General features: G+C 64.4%; 16 protein-coding genes and 1 other RNA gene. 5 read left to right on the top strand and 12 right to left on the bottom strand.

The features are described from left to right. Nucleotides 1-283: 283 nt before the first annotated feature. Nucleotides 284-1,954, top strand: coding sequence for a DNA repair protein RecN (gene recN, locus ACZYGA_RS14985; RefSeq protein WP_077379980.1), 1,671 nt, complete (start codon nucleotides 284-286; stop codon nucleotides 1,952-1,954). Between the two features lie 155 nt (nucleotides 1,955-2,109). Here recN and fur read toward each other — a convergent pair whose 3' ends face one another. Then, on the bottom strand, nucleotides 2,110-2,532 hold the full coding sequence (gene fur, locus ACZYGA_RS14980; protein WP_077379516.1) for a ferric iron uptake transcriptional regulator: 423 nt from the start codon (nucleotides 2,530-2,532) through the stop codon (nucleotides 2,110-2,112). A 78-nt stretch (nucleotides 2,533-2,610) separates the two neighbouring features. Between fur and ACZYGA_RS14975 the strand changes: the two genes are divergently transcribed. After that, entirely contained in the window at nucleotides 2,611-3,039 is a 429-nt protein-coding gene (locus ACZYGA_RS14975; RefSeq protein WP_077379518.1) for an outer membrane protein assembly factor BamE, read from the top strand. 159 nt (nucleotides 3,040-3,198) lie between these two features. Here ACZYGA_RS14975 and ACZYGA_RS14970 read toward each other — a convergent pair whose 3' ends face one another. Both ACZYGA_RS14970 and ACZYGA_RS14965 read right to left on the bottom strand, forming a co-directional pair. Then, the gene (locus tag ACZYGA_RS14970) at nucleotides 3,199-3,507 is read right to left on the bottom strand and encodes an RnfH family protein (protein ID WP_077379521.1); all 309 of its coding nucleotides are present in this window, start codon (nucleotides 3,505-3,507) and stop codon (nucleotides 3,199-3,201) included. A gap of 72 nt (nucleotides 3,508-3,579) precedes the next feature. After that, entirely contained in the window at nucleotides 3,580-4,017 is a 438-nt protein-coding gene (locus ACZYGA_RS14965; protein ID WP_077379522.1) for a type II toxin-antitoxin system RatA family toxin, read from the bottom strand. Between the two features lie 162 nt (nucleotides 4,018-4,179). On the opposite strand from ACZYGA_RS14965, the gene smpB reads away from it, so the two are divergent. Next, nucleotides 4,180-4,656, top strand: a complete 477-nt coding sequence (smpB, locus tag ACZYGA_RS14960) for an SsrA-binding protein SmpB (RefSeq protein ID WP_077379524.1) — start codon at nucleotides 4,180-4,182, stop codon at nucleotides 4,654-4,656. A gap of 181 nt (nucleotides 4,657-4,837) precedes the next feature. After that, nucleotides 4,838-5,192: a transfer-messenger RNA gene (ssrA, locus tag ACZYGA_RS14955) on the top strand. A gap of 87 nt (nucleotides 5,193-5,279) precedes the next feature. Here the strand turns inward: ssrA and ACZYGA_RS14950 are convergent. The 4 genes from ACZYGA_RS14950 to ACZYGA_RS14935 all read right to left on the bottom strand — a co-directional run bounded on the left by ACZYGA_RS14950 (nucleotide 5,280) and on the right by ACZYGA_RS14935 (nucleotide 9,506). Further along, the gene (locus ACZYGA_RS14950; protein WP_479399488.1) at nucleotides 5,280-6,140 is read right to left on the bottom strand and encodes an ABC transporter ATP-binding protein; all 861 of its coding nucleotides are present in this window, start codon (nucleotides 6,138-6,140) and stop codon (nucleotides 5,280-5,282) included. 132 nt (nucleotides 6,141-6,272) lie between these two features. Next, nucleotides 6,273-7,376 (bottom strand): FecCD family ABC transporter permease, encoded by a 1,104-nt coding sequence (locus tag ACZYGA_RS14945; protein WP_077379528.1) that lies wholly within the window; start codon nucleotides 7,374-7,376, stop codon nucleotides 6,273-6,275. A gap of 49 nt (nucleotides 7,377-7,425) precedes the next feature. Next, entirely contained in the window at nucleotides 7,426-8,394 is a 969-nt protein-coding gene (locus ACZYGA_RS14940) for a FecCD family ABC transporter permease (RefSeq protein ID WP_077379982.1), read from the bottom strand. 155 nt (nucleotides 8,395-8,549) lie between these two features. Continuing rightward, a complete protein-coding gene (locus ACZYGA_RS14935) occupies nucleotides 8,550-9,506 on the bottom strand; it encodes an ABC transporter substrate-binding protein (protein WP_479399486.1) in 957 nt (318 codons plus the stop codon). 426 nt (nucleotides 9,507-9,932) lie between these two features. Here ACZYGA_RS14935 and ybiO point away from each other — a divergent pair, with 426 nt between their 5' ends. Beyond that, nucleotides 9,933-12,392, top strand: coding sequence for a mechanosensitive channel protein (gene ybiO, locus ACZYGA_RS14930; RefSeq protein ID WP_176493792.1), 2,460 nt, complete (start codon nucleotides 9,933-9,935; stop codon nucleotides 12,390-12,392). Between the two features lie 139 nt (nucleotides 12,393-12,531). On the opposite strand, the gene ACZYGA_RS14925 is transcribed toward ybiO, so the two are convergent. The 5 genes from ACZYGA_RS14925 to hemC all read right to left on the bottom strand — a co-directional run bounded on the left by ACZYGA_RS14925 (nucleotide 12,532) and on the right by hemC (nucleotide 18,185). Beyond that, nucleotides 12,532-13,116 (bottom strand): DUF2780 domain-containing protein, encoded by a 585-nt coding sequence (locus ACZYGA_RS14925; protein ID WP_303566225.1) that lies wholly within the window; start codon nucleotides 13,114-13,116, stop codon nucleotides 12,532-12,534. Between the two features lie 407 nt (nucleotides 13,117-13,523). Further along, nucleotides 13,524-14,747, bottom strand: a complete 1,224-nt coding sequence (locus ACZYGA_RS14920; RefSeq protein WP_077379537.1) for a heme biosynthesis HemY N-terminal domain-containing protein — start codon at nucleotides 14,745-14,747, stop codon at nucleotides 13,524-13,526. After that, on the bottom strand, nucleotides 14,744-16,309 hold the full coding sequence (locus ACZYGA_RS14915; RefSeq protein WP_479399484.1) for a uroporphyrinogen-III C-methyltransferase: 1,566 nt from the start codon (nucleotides 16,307-16,309) through the stop codon (nucleotides 14,744-14,746). Before ACZYGA_RS14915 ends, ACZYGA_RS14920 begins: the two co-directional genes overlap by 4 nt. Continuing rightward, nucleotides 16,310-17,203: a uroporphyrinogen-III synthase gene (locus tag ACZYGA_RS14910; RefSeq protein WP_084209845.1), complete on the bottom strand. Its 894-nt coding sequence runs from the start codon at nucleotides 17,201-17,203 to the stop codon at nucleotides 16,310-16,312. Nucleotides 17,204-17,237: 34 nt separating this feature from the next. Further along, the gene (gene hemC / locus ACZYGA_RS14905) at nucleotides 17,238-18,185 is read right to left on the bottom strand and encodes a hydroxymethylbilane synthase (RefSeq protein ID WP_479399482.1); all 948 of its coding nucleotides are present in this window, start codon (nucleotides 18,183-18,185) and stop codon (nucleotides 17,238-17,240) included. Between the last annotated feature and the right edge of the window lie 51 nt (nucleotides 18,186-18,236).

The raw sequence follows: 18,236 nt of genomic DNA, 5'->3' as shown, positions 1-18,236 counted from the left end.
GCCCCTGAAGACAGGCCATGAGTTGCCTGTAGGGCAGCAAGGCCGCGCCATTGCTGCCGACGATGAGTGTCAGGGCCTTTATATGGGGCCGGCACTCGGCTTCTCAAGCCTTCGATGCGGCTTTTCTGCCAGCTGAGTCCGGCATGGATTGAAGGCCGACGGAGCGTGCTGTATAAAAAGCCATATACACTGTATGTACATCCTGTATGGCGACTCCGTAGTCACCCCCGAAACGGGCAATGATCGGCACGGCGTACGCCCCAGCTTCCCTTCGGAGGTAGTCATGCTGCTACAGCTCGCCATTCAAGATTTCGCCATCGTCGAGACACTGGAACTCGATTTTCGCCGCGGCATGACCGCCATCACCGGCGAGACGGGTGCCGGCAAGTCCATCCTGCTCGGTGCACTCGGCCTGTGCCTGGGCGAACGTGCCGATGCTGGCAGCGTGCGACACGGCGCGGATCGCGCGGATCTCATCGCACGCTTCGATATCACAAGCCTCAGCGACGCGCGCGAGTGGCTGGACGAACGCGAGCTGGGCAGCGACGACTGCCTGCTGCGCCGGGTGATCACCGCCAGCGGACGCTCGAAGGCCTGGATCAACGGCACCCCCTGCACCATCGCGGACCTGCGGGAACTGGGTGAGCACCTGATCGACATCCATTCCCAGCACGCCCACCACTCGCTGCTGAAGGAAGAGACGCACCTGCGTCAGCTCGACGAGTACGCCGGGATCGAGACGCAGGTCACGCAGCTGCGCGAGGACTTCCGCCACTGGCAGGAGGCACATCGCCGCCTCAAGCGCATGAGCAATGATGGCGACGAGGTACGCGCTCGTCGCCAGCTGTTGCGCTATCAGGTCGAGGAGCTTGATGAGCTGGCACTCAGCGAGGGCGAGCTGGAGGCACTGGAGCAGGAGCAGGAAACCCTGGCCAATGCCGAACAGATTCTCAGCGAGGCGCAGGCCGCCGCCGAGTGCTGCGATCATGATGATGAAGGTGCCCTCGCGCGCCTCAATCAGGCCGTGGCGCGACTGACACACCTGCCGGGCAGCGAGCAGGGTTCGCTGGCCAGCGCACTGGGCATGCTGGAAGAGGCACGCATCCAGATAGAAGAAGCGGCACGCGAGCTGAACCGCTTCGTCGAAGTCACCGAACTCGACCCGGAGCGTCTGGCCTTCGTCGATGAGCGCCTTGGGCGCATCCACCAGATCGCCCGCAAGCATCATGTCTTGCCCGAGGAGCTGCATGGCCTGCACCAGCGACTGAGCGAGGAGCTGGAAGGGCTCGGGGGTGACGAGGAGGCCATCGAGGCCCTGCGTCAGGAAGTGGCGGCCCGCCGGGATGCCTGGAAGATCCTGGCTACTGAGGTCGGTACGTCACGAGCCGCTGCCGCCCCTCAGCTGGCCAGCGACATCCAGGATCAACTGGCCTTCCTCGGCATGGGCAAGGCGACGTTCGAGGTTGCCGTCGAGCCACGCGAGCGCCCGCAACCCGAAGGCATGGAGCGCATCCACTTCCGCATCAGTGCCAACCCGGGGCAGCCGCCGCGGGCGCTGGCCAAGGTCGCTTCGGGCGGTGAACTGTCCCGCGTCTCGCTGGCCATTCAGGTGGTGGCCGCCAGTCGCTCGACCATTCCCAGCCTGGTCTTCGATGAAGTGGATGTCGGCATTTCCGGTGCGACCGCCGAGATCGTCGGTCAGCTGCTGCGCCGACTGGGCGACAAGGGCCAGGTGCTGACCGTCACCCACCTGCCTCAGGTCGCGGCCCAGGCGCATCAACATCTGCATATCGAGAAGCAGGCAGAGAAGAACACCACACGTACCCACATGGCACTGCTGGACGAGAGTGGCCGCGTGCGGGAACTGGCACGCATGCTGGGCGGCATTCACCTGTCCGAGCAGACCCTGGCACACGCTCGCGAGATGCTCAGCGCGGCGGACAGCCGTCACTGAGCCCCGACAGGCCGCCTTCCCGACGTCCATTCGTCCAATGAACCTCCTGGCAGTTCGAACGCCAGAAACACCAACGGCCGCCCCTGTGGGGCGGCCGTTGGTGTTTCTGTCCTGCAGCGAACCTTGTCATCCCTGACACAGGCGAGGCCTGAGCATCAGCTGTCGCTCTTGGTGTCCTTGGGACGCACGTAGAGCACCAGCGCATGCTCGACCAGCTCATAGCCATGCTCCTCGACGATCTCGCGCTGGCGGCGCTCGATCTCGGGATCACAGAACTCTATGATCTCGCCGCTGTCCAGACATACCATGTGGTCATGGTGTTCTTCCTGGGACAATTCGAAGACAGCATGGCCGCCATCGAAATTGTGACGCATCACCAGTCCAGCAGTTTCAAACTGGGTGAGCACACGATAAACCGTCGCCAGACCGACATCTTCGCCAGCCTCAAGCAACGCCTTGTACACGTCCTCGGCACTCAGGTGTCGATCCATCGATTTCTCGAGGATCTGCAGGATCTTGACTCGCGGTAGGGTTACCTTGAGTCCCGCCTTGCGCAGTTCATGGTTCTGATCGGCCATGCTGGGGTACTCTTCGCAGTCGCTTGATGTATCAGGTATGATCGGCCAAGGCAAAACGATAGGGAATCTTCAGGGCAAATGCAAAACTTGATCAAAACAGTCGCCTTTTGCAGCGCCCTGTCGCTGCTCACCGGGTGTAGCTACTTCAGCGTCTACAAGCGCGACCTTCCACAGGGCAACCTGATCAAGCCGGAAATGGTCGAGCAATTGAAGCCGGGCATGAGCCGCGAACAGGTCATCTATGTGATGGGTTCACCGCTGCTAACCGCTCCCTTCAGTGAGAATAGCTGGGACTACGTATATCGCCTCAAGAAAGCGGACGGCGAGATCATCAACAAGCGCGTCACGCTGAATTTCGACGGCGATGTGCTTTCCACCATCGACAAGAGCGGCGACATCGACAAGGAAACCGTCATCGTGCCGGACCTCGACATCGACCCGCGTGCCGCACAGCCGAACCGCAACGACAGTGGTGCAGGCGCCGCTGACCTGCCGGACGAGCTGTAAGTCGACCGCCAGCGGGCCCGTCATCGACGGAGCCGGCTGGCGGGAAACGGCATGCCCGCCAGCGCTCGGATAGCACGATGGACCGAGTCGTGATGACAGACGGGGCACCCCAGGGTGCCCCGTCTTGCGTACGGTCACCGATGCCCGGTGAGGGCACCGCTACTTCTCGGCGCGTGCCTTGTCGGCCCGGCGCTTGCGAGCAAGCTTGGGGTCGTTGATCAAGGCACGATAGACCTCGACCCGGTCACCGGCATCCAGCACGTGCTCATCGGGCTTGCGCAGCGCCTTGCCGAAGATCCCGAGATCCGCCTCGAGAAAGACCTCGGCGCCCAGTGTCGGGAAATGTTGCTCGAGATGTGCCATGCGCACGGCCTCGCGCGCCGTGGTTCCCGGCGCGACGGCCAGTGAGACGATCTTCTGCTTCTCCGGCAGCGCATAGGCCACCTCGACCGTGATTCTGTCGCTCATGCTTGCTCCTGTCGGACTCACCTTTCAGACCACGTCATCAGGCCTTCTCTACGGCCTTGCCTGCGGCGGACATCAATTCGCGCCGTACAACTGGTCAGCACGCCGCGTGAACGCCTCGACCATCTGACCGGCGACCTGACTGAACAACTTGCCGAAGGCCATGCCCAGCAGGCGATTGCTGAATTCGAAATCCAGCTCCAGCGAGACCTTGCAGGCATCCTCGCTCAGCGGCGTGAACAGCCAGCGTCCCTCAAGACGCTTGAAAGGGCCGTCGACCAGACTCAACTCTATGCGCTGGGGGGCGAACAGATCATTGCGGGTCACGAAGCTCTGCTCCATGCCCGCCTTGGACAGAGTCAGCCTGCCCACCAGATGGGCGTCATCCTGCTCAAGCAACTGGGCATCACTGCAGCCCGGCAGGAATTCGGGGTAACGCTCGAAATCATTGACCAGATCGAACATCGCCTGGGCCGAGTGCCGAACCAGGGCAGACCGGTTGACCGTAGGCATCTAGCTCTCCGCTGACTTGGATACGCGCCTTGCGTATCATGAACAATGGGCCGGCGCATGAAGTGCCGTCTGGCCTTGAATGGTAACACGCCTCCCCCCATCCAGAAGGATGCGCCAGCTGTCCGTCGGGCAGTGGCAGGAGCACACGACAAACGAGGCAACATGGGCAAGAAAAAGAAACCCCAACAGGGCGGCAACCTGATCGCCCAGAACAAGAAGGCACGCCACGAATACCACATCGAGGAAGCCTTCGAGGCGGGGCTGGTACTGGCAGGCTGGGAGGTCAAGGCGCTGCGGGCGGGCAAGGGCCAGCTGACGGACACCTACATCGTGATCAAGAACGGTGAGGCCTGGCTGCTCGGCTGTCATATCCATCCGCTGGAGACGGTCAACACCCACGCGGTGGCGGACCCGCAACGCACGCGCAAGCTGTTGCTGCACAAGAAGCAGATCGCGCGCATCTTCTCGCGCACCCAGGACAAGGGTCACACCTGCGTCCCCATCAAGCTGTACTGGAAGAACGCGATCGTGAAATGCGAGATCGCGCTGGTGGAAGGCAAGAAGATGCATGACAAGCGTGCCACCGAGAAGGACCGTGACTGGAATCGCCAGAAGGCACGAATCCTGCGGGATCGCTGAGACTGTCAGCGCCATGATCACGCGCCGCGCCTGCGCCGTTGCGATGTGGGAGACAAGGGCTTTGAATCACGGCAAATCACTGTCAGACCAGAAAAAATTCCTGAGGCCTTGAACTGGCGTAGCACAGTCTCCACCTGTTATGATGACACCGTAGCAAAGCAGCAAGCAGTAACACTGTTATGGGGGCGTTCTGGCATTCGACGCTGGTGGCAAACCCTGAGGTGCATGCCGAGATCGTAACGTATCTCGTAAATAAAACGTTGCAAATATATAGTCGCAAACGACGACAACTACGCTCTAGCTGCATAAGCTGCTCATGATACCGTTGCGCCTGTTCAAGGTGGATTGAGAACGAGCCCGTATAAACAGGATCGTCTTGGCCGACGTCTCTAAGGTCGAGATTAAAACTCAGAGAATCGCATTGCTGTAGCCTGTTCATTGGCGGCAGTCGTGTTAAATCAAATAATGAAACTAAGCATGTAGAGCCGAAGGCGGAGTGCCGGCGGACACGGGTTCGACTCCCGTCGCCTCCACCATATCCGTGACAAGAAGGCCTCCCCTCGGGGAGGCCTTCTTGTTTTCTGCTGTCTGATATTCCACGCACCGAGTCGTGCCAGGCGCTCTCAGGTAGCACTGCCACTCAGGCGCTCGTCCGTGCGCCGCACGCCGATCAACAGCGGGGTACCGGTCTCGGGGTCAGGAATCAGCCGGCATTCGACACCGTAGAGCTTACGCACCAGCGCCGGTGTCACCACTTCGGAGGGCGGACCTTCCGCGACCACGCTGCCCGCATGCATCGCCACGAGGTGGTCGGCATAGCGACAGGCACTGGCCAGGTCATGCACCACCATCACGATGGTCTTGCCTTCCTCGTGGGCCAGCCGTTGGATCAGTTCGAAGACCTCGATCTGATGACCGAGATCCAGCGCCGAGGTCGGCTCATCCAGCAACAGCAGCGGCGTCTGCTGCGCCAGCGCCATCGCGATCCAGGCACGCTGACGCTGGCCACCGGACATGGAGGCCAGCTCACGGTCGGCCAGACTCTCGATGTCAGCGGCCGCGATCGCCGCCGAGACCACCTCCTGATCCTCCTGCGACCACTGACGGAAGGCTCCCTGATGCGGCTGGCGACCGAAGCGCACCAGCTCATGCACCGTCACGCCTTCCGGCGAGTGCGTCTCCTGGGGCAGCAGCGCGATGCGCTGCGCGACATCACGGCGCCCGAGACGTCGTATGTCCTGGCCCTCCAGCAATACCGCGCCGGCATGCGGTGCCTGCAGGCGAGCCAGACCGGCCAGCAGCGTGGACTTGCCACAGCCGTTGGGCCCGACGATGGCCGTCACCTTGCCATCCGGCAGCGCCAGCGTCAGCGCATCGATCACGGCCACATGCCGCTGTCCGCTGCCATACCCCAGCGACAGCTCACTGGCCTTGAGAGTGGCGGCCACGGCGTCCCCGCAGCGTGGATGATGTTCAGCGCTCATGGCGCATTCTCCTGAAACGATGACCCTCGTGACCCGATTGGTCCGCGAGGGCTGCGGGCGGCTCTCATGTCGGTGATGCAGACATGTCAGCCACACGGTGAATGGGGGCATCGGCCGGACAGGACAGCCTGACTAGCGCGGGCTGCGCAGCAGGATCCACAGCAGATAGGGGCTACCGACCACCGCCATCACGATGCCGACCGGAATCTCGAGAGGTGACAGCAACGTGCGTCCCGCGAGGTCCGCCAGCACCATCACCAGCGCCCCTGCCAATGCCGAACCCAGCAAGGGCACTCCCTTGTGGCGCGACAGGTAGCGGGCGATCTCGGGACCGACCAACGCCACCATGCCCACCGGGCCGGCCACGGCCACCGCGGCGGCCGTCAGCAGTACCGAGAGCCACAGCGTCGCCATGCGCACACGGGCGACATGCTGACCAAGTCCGATGGCGACAGAATCGGTAAAGCGCAGCGTATTGAGCCCTCGCCCCAGCCACAACGCCGCCGGCACCGCCAGCAGCAAGGCAATGCCCAACCATTCGAGCGAGGAGGCATCCCGTGCGTTGAGGCTCCCCACCGTCCACGGATAGGCGCTGTTGGCGACATCGATGGACACCCGCGCCAGCATCAACTGGGTACCGGCACCGAACAGCGCCCCGACGCCGATCCCCGCGACCAGGAAGCGATAGCCGCGCGTGCCGATGCCACCGGAAAGCCCGAAGGCCAGCGCCGTGGCGACCACGGCGCCGCTCAGTGCCATCGCCGGTGGCGCCAGCGAGGCGCCGAGCCCGACGACGGAGGCAACCGCAAAGGCGGTCGCGCCATTGTCGATGCCGATGATGCCCGGCGTGGCGAGACGGTTGCTGGCCAGTGTCTGCATCAGACAGCCAGCCAACGAGAAGGCGGCGCCCGTTCCGAGGCCGGCCAGCAGTCTCGGCAGCCGCAGCTCCCGGACCACGAAGACATCGGCGAATTCACCATGGCCGAACGCGGCCTTCAGGGCGGCGTAGGGGCCCAGGCCCGCGCTGCCCAGCATCAAGGCGGCCACGCAGGCACTCAGCAGTGCCAGCAGCAGACCGAGGTTGGCCAGCAATGGCGCCCGATGCCACAGCAACGACAGGGGACCGCAGCGCCACCAGAACGTATCGGCCGGTGCCGTGGCGACAGGGCATGATGCCTGGCGCCGAGGCACCCCGGCATCAGAAGAGGCCGATGAAGAAGGAGCGGAGCGATACATGGGCATTTCCGGGTTATCTGTCATGAAGAACGGCGCATTGAAGCCTGACTCACAGAATCGGCAGGCGACGAGCGCGCACCACGGCAATCAGTACCGGCGCGCCCAGCAGCGTGGTCAGCACGCCCAGCGGCAACTCGGAAGGACGAACGAGCAGACGCGAGACCACGTCGGCGCTCACCAGCATCACCACGCCCAGCGGCAGGCACAACCACAAGGTGCGGCGGATATCCGCGCCACACAGCGCACGGGCGACATAAGGCACGGCCAGTCCCACGAAGGCGATCGGCCCCGCGAGGGCCGTGGCGGCCCCGACCAGCAACGCGACCACCAGTACCGTCAGCTTGCGCACGCGCCCCGGATGATGGCCAAGTCCACTGGCCACCGCCTCACCCAGCGCCAATGCCGCCAGCGGCCTGACCAGCCACAGCGTCAACGCGAGGGCGAGCATGAGGCTCGGCAGGCTGCCACCCAGCGCCTCCAGCGAACGCCCTGCCAGACTGCCGATGACCCAGAAACGGATCTCGTCTGCCGCGCGCTGGTCGATCAGCAATACCAGCGACGTGAGAGCCACCAGCAGGCTGGAAAGCGCTGCACCGGCCAGTACCAGGCGCACGGGGTCCTGGCGTGCACCACTCAGCCGCACCGTGCTCATCACGAACAGGCAGCCCAGCAAGGCGCCAGCCTGAGCCACCAGCACATGCAGGCCTGCGGCCTCCATCCCCAGCAACAGGGCGATGGCGACGGCAAAGGCCGCGCCTGCGCTGACACCCAGCAGCCCCGGCTCCGCCAGGGGATTGCGTGCGACCACCTGCATCAATGCGCCGCCGCAGGCCAGCATCATGCCCACGGCGATGCCGATCACGGTACGCGGTGCACGCAGCTCGGTGACCACGAAGCGGGCCTCCTCGCTGCCCTGCCCCATCAATACCGCCCACGCCTGGGCAGGGCCGATATCTCCCGCGCCCCACAACAGACTGGCCAGGCAGGCCAGTACCGCCGCCAGACACGCCACTGGCATGACCTGCCCCAACGACAGACGCCCGGCGACCTTGCGGGTCGCCGGGCGAAGAGCTGTCTGTGGGGAGCCAGGCCGTGAGGACGCTCCTTCAGCCGCCATGCTGCCTCCCGACCTGACGGCATGACGCCTGATGAGTCGAGACGGGCCAGTCCCGCTTACCCATCACTGCGCGCCTGCTCGATGTCCTTGAGCAGCGCCTCGGCCGCCAGCGGGCCACTGGCACTGGTCCACAACTGACCATTGACGCCGACCAGACTGTCACGCGATGCGTGCTCGAGACGCTGGAAGGCCGGCTCCTTCGCCAGGGCGTCAGCGGCAGCCTCAGAGGAATCATCCAGGGTCGCCAGGAAGAGTGTGTCGGCATCGATGCGCGCCATGTTCTCATCGCTCAGCGGGTCGGAGTGCGGACGCCCCGGCTTGACCAGATCCCCGCCCACCAGCTGATAGCCGGTCGCGGCGAGCAAGCCGGTCGCGAACAGCTCATCGGACATCGCCATCAGGCCACCCGGCATGCGACGCACCAGGCTGGCAGTCTGCGGTGTGGTCATCTCGGCCTTCAGGCGCGCCGCGTGAGCGTCGATGGCGGCCAGACGCGCCTCGAGCTCCGCTTCGGCCTCTTCCCCGAGTGCCAGGGCATAGACTCGGCTCTGCTGCTTCCAGGCCTCCCGGCTGAGCGCCTCCCCGCCTGGCACGATGGTCGGCGCCAGACGCGACATCAGCTGATATTGCGCCTTGTCCAGCCCCGGGGGAGCCAGAATCATGTCCGGCTTGAGCGCCACGATGGCCTCGAGATTGAACTCTCGCGGTGTACCGACGATCTCGATCTCCGGCACCCGAGACTGGAGATAGCTGGCCACGCCATCACCGCCGCGCGTGGTGACCGCGCCCAGCGGCGTCACCTCGCTGGCGACCGCCACATCCAATGCCCCTTCATAGAGCGTCACCACGCGCCGCGGAGTGCCCTCGAGCTCCAGTTCACCATAGGCGGTCTGGACCTCACGAGCCTCGGCAGACACCGTGGCTCCCATCAACACGACCGCCAGTGACGCCATCAGCCCACGACGCAGGCGGGACAGGGCAGGAACAGCAAACACATGGGAAGAGTGGGTCATTCGTTTCTCCAGGGAGCGAATATCAGGGCGCGAGATCGGATGGTAATAATAATTGATCGCAACAATACCGCCTGTCCAGCCATCGGGCCACATCAGTTCCTGCAACGCGACATTGCAACAATCCGGTGAGCAAGGCTTGAAGGATGCGCAGCGCTGCCGCAGGCTGTGGCGCTGAAGAATCTCTCGCATACCGTCATCGGGGGTTGGGTTACCTGCAATCGCCCCGATAACACAGGAGAGTGCGTGCGCGGGATGCGCACATCACGCTCCCACATCCAATCGACAGCGCCTGACGTATGACGTGGCCATGCCGATGTCCAAAAGGCACAGACGCTCAGCTATCCGGGTGCCTCCGAGTCACCTCAGGGAGCCCGCATGACTCGACTCCATCTCCATCCGACATTCACCAGACAGGAGAAGCCATCAGTGGCGACCCCGATCCCCCCCCACTCCCCTCCCGCGCAAACCGCAACGTCATCGATCGCCTCGCGCCTGAGTGCCGGCTGGTTACAGGGCCTGATGGCACTGGCGATCATGCTGTGCCTCAGCGTCAGTGGCTTGGCGCATGCCGCCCCCGCCAGCGATGCTGACGCCGCCAGCTCGTCTTATGAGAGTCTGGCGACGTTACTCGAGGACCCCGACCAGCGTGAGGCACTGATTGAAGGCTTGCGCCAACTGGACAGCAAGACGAGCGAACAGGCAGCCGAGGTGGCGGGGACGGAAGTCACGCTGAGCGAGGACTCACCGTCACTGTCCCGCCAGCTGGCCGAGATCAGCCAGGAGCTTGTCGCAGAGCTTTCCGCGACCCTGGACCGAATGATCCAGACACTCAGCGGCCTCGGCAGTGAAGATGCCAGCAGCATCGACTGGGAGCGCTTCATGACCGAAGCCATCAGTCTGGGGCTGGTGGTCATCTCCACCATCGGGCTGTTCCTGGTCCTGCGCCGGCTGGCCCATCCGCTCTTCAGTCGCGTCAGCCAATGGTCGCTGGATGGTCAGCACCGCAGCCCGCTGCTGCGCACCCTGATGGCAGTGATCATCGCGGCGATCGTCGACGTGGCCGTGATCGGTCTGGCGTTCCTGGGGGGCTATCTGCTGGCCATCTTCGCCTATGGCGAACAGGGCGTGATAGGACAGCGCGAGTCGATGTTCCTGAATGCCTATCTGGTGATCGAGCTGGTCAAGGCCTTGATGCGCATGCTGTTCTCCTCCGGCTACCAGGGCCTGCGCCTGATGCCGATGCGAGATGAGGTCGCCCGCTACTGGAATCGCTCACTGGCATTGCTCGCCGGCTTCATCGGCTACGGTATCCTCGTCGTGGTACCGATGATCAACAACAATCTGGCACCGGCCGTGGGCAGCTTCGTCAGCCTGCTGATCATGGGTATCGCGCTGATCTGGGCCATCGTGGTCATCAGCCGCAACCGTGTTCTGCTGCGTGACCGCCTGCTCGATCAGGCCCGCGAGACCCACAATGCCTTCATCGCCGTCTGCCTGCGCATTCTGGCGCGTACCTGGCACCTGATCGCGCTGGCCTACTTCGCGACCCTGTTCATCATCTCGCAGACGACACCGGAAGAGGCGCTGCCCTTCATGATGGCCGCGACGCTCAAGACGCTGCTCGCCATCGGTGGCGGGGCACTGCTGTCTCGCGTGCTGACGCAGCTGATCGGCAAGCGCATCCAGGTGTCCGACAAGCTGCGTGGTCAGCTGCCGATGCTGGAGACGCGCCTCAACTCCTACATCCCGACCGCACTGCGCATCATGCGCGCCATCATCCTGGTCGTCGTGGTCGGCATGGTGCTGAATGCCTGGAGCATCGTGGCGCTTGGCGACTGGCTGGCAACGGACGCCGGGGCCCTGCTGCTGTCACGCATCTTCCATGTGCTGTTCATCCTCGCCTTCGCGGTCGTGATCTGGGTCGGCATCGCCAGCCTGATCGAGCACAAGCTCAATCCGGATACCGGCAAGGGCAAGCCCTCCTCACGCGTGGAAACCCTGCTGGCACTGTTCCGCAATGCCATCGCCATCGCGATGATCGTCTTCACCGCGATGATCGTGCTGTCGGAGATCGGCATCGACATCGCGCCGCTGCTGGCCGGTGCCGGGGTGCTCGGTCTGGCGATCGGTTTCGGGGCCCAGAAGATGGTGCAGGACATTATCACCGGCGTGTTCATCCAGCTCGAGAATGCCATCAACACCGGTGACGTGGTCACCGCCGGTGGCGTGACCGGGACGGCGGAACGCCTGACCATCCGCTCGGTGGGCATCCGCGATCTGTCCGGCACCTTCCATATCGTGCCGTTCTCCTCGGTGGATACCGTCTCCAACTACATGCGTGACTTCGCCTACCATGTCGGCGAGTACGGCATTTCCTACCGCGAGAACGTCGATCACGCCATCGTGCACCTGCGTGCGGCCTTCGACGAACTCCAGGAAAGCAGTTATGGCGCGGAGATTCTCGAGCCGGTCACCATCGCTGGCGTCTCGTCGCTCGCCGACAGCTCGGTCAACATCCGTGTGATGATCAAGACCAGCCCGGGCAACCAGTGGGCCATCGGCCGCGAGTACAACAAGCTCGTGAAGCAGCACTTCGACGCCGCCGGCATCGAGATCCCGTTCCCGCACATGACCATGTACTTCGGTCAGGACAAGGACGGTGGTGCGCCGCCGGCCAACGTTCGCACCATGCACGAACCGTTCGTGATCGATGGCTCCGCCGCCGGTCAGCCGAAGACTCCCGAGCAGCGTGAGGCCGCCGCCAAGGTGGCTCAGCGTCGCGAGGAGACCCCGCTGACCCGCCATGCCACCAAGGACGGCGAAGTCGTGGATGCCGAGGAACAGCGCATCCGTCAGACCACCCAACCGGATGCCGACGGCGACTGATCGCGCGCCCGGGGTATCCCGACACGGCTGCCTGCGATGGGCGCCGGACTGAAACGAAAACGCCCCCGAGCCAATGGCTCGGGGGCGTTTTCATGTGCGGGCGTAAACCGATGCCTCACACCTCATGCGCGAGGCTGGCTCAGGAGCCGGTGCCCCACAGGCCAGACAGTGAGCTCAGCAGCGTCGAGCTGACACCTTCGCCACCCATGTAGCTGAGCAGCACCGGCGCGAACTGGGACACCATGCTGCTGTCCATGCCCAGCGCGGAGAAGGCGCTGTCCAGAGACGTACTGTCATCGACATTGCCGACGGTGCTGGCCAATGCCGTGGCATTGTCATTGCCGCTCAGGCTGGCAAGGCTGGACAGGGTCGAGAGAGAGCTGCTGCTGGTCAGGCTGGACAGCTGCGGCACTTCACTGGACAGCTCGGAGGTCGCGCTGGAACCCAGCTGGGACTGAGCCAGTGCCAGCATGGCAGCGGAGCCACCCAGCGCCTGGGTGGAAGACACGCCCAGCTGGGAGGTCAGGCTGGACATCAGGTCGGCTGCCGGCAGGGACTGGCCCGTCTGGCTGCTCAGCATGCTGCTGGCCAGGCTCATCATGGAGCTGGAGGAGCTGGAGGAACTGGCGGTGTTGCCGGAAGAGCTGTTGCCGGTAGCGGCACAGCCGGCAAGTGACACGGCCAGTACGGAGGCGCCCATCAGGGCCAGGGACTTTTGCAACATGCAGACTCCATTATGTCTTGGGGATAAGCCGAACAAGGCTCAGGAATGGCCTGCCGTGACGGCAGATCATTCATCACGCGGAATCATCGCACGGAGGAAATGCCGACAGCCAGCGCCATGGGTGCCCAGCGCCCCACGGCGGGCATGGATCGCCGGTTGCAGGGTCTGCAACCCCGAGTCTTGCAGGGCCGCCCGAGACCGCTACCGGCTCAGACCCGCACCACCACGGAGGGGGAAAAGCGCCATCTGACAGGCAAAAAGAAGGGTATCCCGTCACGCCATGGCATGAACGCGGATACCCGGAGAGTAACCAATGTCCACCGACCAGAGACCTGGCCGGCGGCAGTTTTTCATCTTCTCGCGAAATGAGGAAACAATGTGCAGCGCCGCCCGACGGGCGGCGTCGATCAGGCGTTGTCCTTGCTGGGCTGCGGCAGCGCCGGCAGTGAACGATCCAGCAGCTCGACGCTCTGGCGGTAGTAGAGCTGGCTCTTGTTGTGCTCGCCAAGGTTGGCGAACAGACGTGCCAGCTCGGCACACACCGTGCCGCTCGGACGCTGACGCTGACTGGCCTCGAAATACTCCTGCGCCTTGCCCCAGTTGGCATTGCGCAATGCCAGTCGACCCAGCGACAGCAGCAGGTCCGGGTCATTCGGACGCTCCTGCAGCCACTTCTCGGCATACACCAGCTGACGCGGCGCATCCACGTCCAGCAGGCCATAGCGCAGCACCAGGCGTGAATCCCAGCATTCCTTCAGCGAGTGACGCAGCAGGCGCTCTGCCAGCCCTTCCTGCCCACCGGCGATCAATGCCTCGGCATACAGGGCGACCAGATTCACGTCGCTGCGCAGGTGGTCCGGCATGTCGGCCCACAGGTTGCGCACGCGCTCGATGTCTTCCGGATTGCGCGCGGCCTGCTGGATCAGTGCCACGTAGGCGCGCTGTTCCAGCTCCTTCTTCTCTTCCGGCGAGATGAGGTCCTGCTTGTCGAGACGCGGCATCAGGCGACGCAGGCCATCCCAGTCATTCACCGCCAGATACGCCTGCTTGAGCAGCTTGAGGACCTGCGGGTGCTCGCCGAGCTGCTTGTCGAGACGCGTCAGCGTCGCGAGTGCCTGCTCGTGCTGCTGGCGATCCAGCATCAGCTGCGCCTGCACCAGCCCCACGGCACTCTCGGAGCCCTGAGTGGACTCATGAGCACGCTTGAGCAGCGTATCCGCCTGCTCGAAACGCCCCTGATAGTGGGCAGCGAGTGCTGCGGACAGATAGTTGACCAGCGGTGTGCTGGAGTCTTCCGCGGAATGGGTCAGCGACTTCTCGGCACGCTTCCAGCGGCCTTCGGCCAGTGCCACCAGGCCACGCACGGTCTTGCGGGTGGCATTGCGATGGCGCGTGCGGCTGTTCCACACCTTGAGGCGCGAGAACGGATGCGCGAAACGCGACAGCAGACGCAGGCCGAAGTGCAGCACCACGAAGGCGCCCAAGAGCAGCACCAGCCCGAACCAGAAGGACGTCTGGACCGAGGTATCACCGACACGAATCAGCCAATATCCGGGGAACGACTGCATCAGCTGACCGAACAGCGCACCGATGGCCAGGCCGATGATGATCAGCAGTATCAGTTTTCTCATGCCTCACCACCCCCGGACTGGGCGCGGCGTTCGATCAGCTCACGCAGCGTGTTGAGAGATGCGGAGATATCCGGAAGCTCCGGGCGGATGGTCTTGCCCTTGAGGTCTTCCAGCTTGGCGACGGCATTCTGCACGCCATCGGTCTTGGTGTCGTAGTAGCCGTTGACCAGCGTGATCGCCTTGTCGATGGCCGCCTGATACAGCTTCGGCTCTTCCTTGAGCAGCGCCAGCTGGGCCTGCTCGAGCACCAGACGCACGTTCTGGCGCAGATAGGATTCCTGCTCCGGCGTGATCAGGGCTTCCAGCGCCTCATCGTGACGACGCACGGTGACCAGATTCTTCAGCTCATTGCCGAAGCGCGCCAGCTGCTGCTGCCAGCCGCCGGTGGGCGGAGCGTCGTTCTCGACCTTGGCGGCGATCTCGGCCACGTCCTGCTTGAGCGGCAGACGCGCCAGCTGTTCCTGCTCGGCGAGCAGCGCCAGGTAGATGCCACTGCGGTCGACACGCGGCACGCTGTCGAGGCTGGCCAGCTCGGACTGGATCGCCTTGCGAACCGGCAGCAGGGCGGGGTTGTCCGCCTCGTCGATACGCGCATCGGCGTTCTCGAGCAGTGCGTCGGCACCGTTCACGTCACGCTCCAGCTGCAGGCGCTGATTGGCGAGACGCAGCAGGTATTCGGCCTCCGCGTAATGCCAGTCGCGGGCATCGGTCTGCTGGGTCTTGCTGAGCTCCTCGAGCACCTTGTTGAGCGCCTGCTCGGTCTGCTGGCTCTCGCCGGACAGACGCTTGTCGAGATCACTGACCTGCGACGCGTTCTTGTCGAGCTTGCCGGACAGGCTGGCGACCTTGCTCTCGACCTGGCCGACCTGCTGGGTCACGGATTCGCTGACCTGCTTGTCGAGGCCCTGGGCATCCGGCAGGGCGTTCAGACGCTGCCAGCCGAACCAGGCCAGTACCGCGACGACGATGGCAAGAAGAATGACCAGCACCAGTGCGATGCCGCCGGCAGCACTCTTCTTGCTGCCCTGCGGCTCGCTCGGCGGCGTGCCTCCTCCCGCGCCACCCACGGCGGCACCGGCACTCTTGCCCGTCACGCCGCTCTTGTCTGAAGCCCCTCCCTTGCCTGAGGCAGCGCCCTTGCCGGACGCCGTCGAGGCAGTGGTCGTCTCGGCGGCAGGCGCGGTATCGGTCTGCTTCGGGAAGGGAGATTTCGCGCCGGAAGGCGTCGAGGCGTTATCGTCGGAAGTCTGGCTCACGGGCGTGGACTCGCTGGCAGTGGAGGATGAAGAGGAGGAGCTGCCCTGTCCCTTTCCCCGTCCACGACGGTTGCGCCCGCCACGCGAGCGTCGCTCACGTGGGGCGTCAGCCGTGGCGGATGACGAGGAAGAGGAGGACGAACGGGAGGCCTCGGCGCCAGGGCGGCCAGAGGCAGTGTCTTCGGCGTGTTCGCCGGGAGCGGAAGAGGCATCTGATGCGCGAGCGGCAGCATCCTTGTCGCTCGGCTTGCCTGGCGTGGTGCCGGCAGAGCCGTGGTCTTCCTGATCGTGTTCTCGGTTGCTCATCTACGCTTGCCCTTTTCCGGATTCTTGGGAATCGATGGCCTCGCGCGGACCAGGCGCAGTGGCGCCGGTCTCTCTCGCATGGCGAGTCGGGGCGCAGGCATCCAGCACTGCCTGCCTCAGGGCCCCGGGTGAGGCATCCGCGGCGACCGTCACGCGCTCGAACCCATGAGCGTGTGCCAGTGTAGCCAAACGGTTGCTCGACACGATTAGCGGTTGGTTCAAGGTCCGCGTCGTTGCCGAGGTCACTACCGCCTCAAGCAGCGTATTGCTGGTCACCACCATTGCATCATACGCGCCCGCCGCCAGACGGCCAGCCTGTTGAGAGGACAAAGCCAACGGAAGGCGTCGATAAAGCGCCAGACGCGTCACCTGGGCACCGCGTGCCACCAGGGTGTCCTCCAGCAGGGCGCGCCCGCCTTCTCCGGCCGCCAGCAGCCAGCGCTGCCCCTGAAGCTGCTGCAGGGACGGCAGCGAGAGCAGGGCCTCGCTGGTCGTGCCGACCGGGGCATCCACCTCGACATGTGCGCCACGCGTGGCGTGTGGCGGCACTCTCACCCGAACGCCGAGGCGTGAGTGGAGTACCTCTGCCGTCGCGGAGCCCACCGCGTAGAAGGCAAGCCCCTCGGGCAATTGCGGCCACCAGTCTTCCAGCCAGTCCGCCAGATAGCCGGCGGCCTGAGGCGAGATGACCACCACCCCTCGATAGAGGTCGATGTCGAGAATCGCCTGACGCCCGGCGGGCTCCAGCGGCAGCGGCTCGAGCGCCATCAGCTTCAGGCACTCCACGGCGCAGCCAACGTCTCTCAGCATCGCATCAAGCACGGCACCGCGCGAGCCCGGACGCGTCGTCAGCACTTCAAGAGACGACCGCGCACTCGATGCCGCGCGAGGCATCGCCCGGCCCTCCACCTCCGCATGGCGGGCACCATCAGTCACGCGCATCGCCATAGACCGCCGCCAGAATCTCGCCGGCCCCCTGCTGCAACAGATCTTCCGCCACGGCGATGCCCAGCGCTTCGGGCGTATCGGCCGGACCACGCGCCTCGGCACGCAGGATGACGCTGCCATCGGGATTGCCGACCAGTGCCCGCAACCACAGCTGCCTGCCACCCTCTTCCAGCACGGCATAGCCACCGATCGGTACCTGGCAGCCACCTTCCAGATGCGTATTCATGGCGCGCTCGGCCAGCACGCAACGACTGGAGTCTTCATGAGCCAGCGGCTCGAGCAGCGCAAGAATCTCCTCGTCCTGGAGATTGCATTCGATGCCCAGCGCGCCTTGTCCACAGGCCGGCAGACAGGTCTCGGCGTCCATCTCGGCGGTGATGCGTGCATCCAGTTCGAGGCGCTGCAGGCCGGAGGTGGCGAGGATGATGGCGTCGAACTCACCGGCATCCAGCTTGCCGAGACGCGTCTGGACATTGCCGCGCAGGCTGAGCACCTCGAGATCCGGACGGGCGGCCTTGGCCTGCAGGCCACGACGCAGGCTGGAGGTGCCCAGGCGAGCCCCCCGGGGGAGCGCGTCAAAGTTGGCGTGGTCGTTGGAGACGAACGCATCGGTGGGCGCATGGCGCTCGAGAATCACGGCCAATCCCAGCGATTCCGGGAAATGCATCGGCACGTCCTTCATGGAGTGCACGGCGATGTCGGCGCGGCCATCCAGCATGGCTTCTTCCAGTTCCTTCACGAACAGGCCCTTGCCGCCGATCTTGGCCAACGGCGTGTCAAGAATCTTGTCGCCCCGCGTGGACATCGGCACCAGCTCGACCGTCAAGCCGGGATGCAGGGCTTCCAGACGTGCCTTGACGTGTTCAGCCTGCCACAGGGCAAGCAGGCTCTTGCGGGTCGCGATACGCAGGGTCTCACGGCGGGACACGGCATTCTCCTTGGGACGCGCGACGCTGGCGCGACAGTCGAAACGTTCGTG

It is taken from the genome of Cobetia sp. BL01 (genome assembly GCF_056493605.1).
Note: the sequence above shows the minus strand (reverse complement) of the source record. Positions and strands in the feature narration are given on the sequence as shown.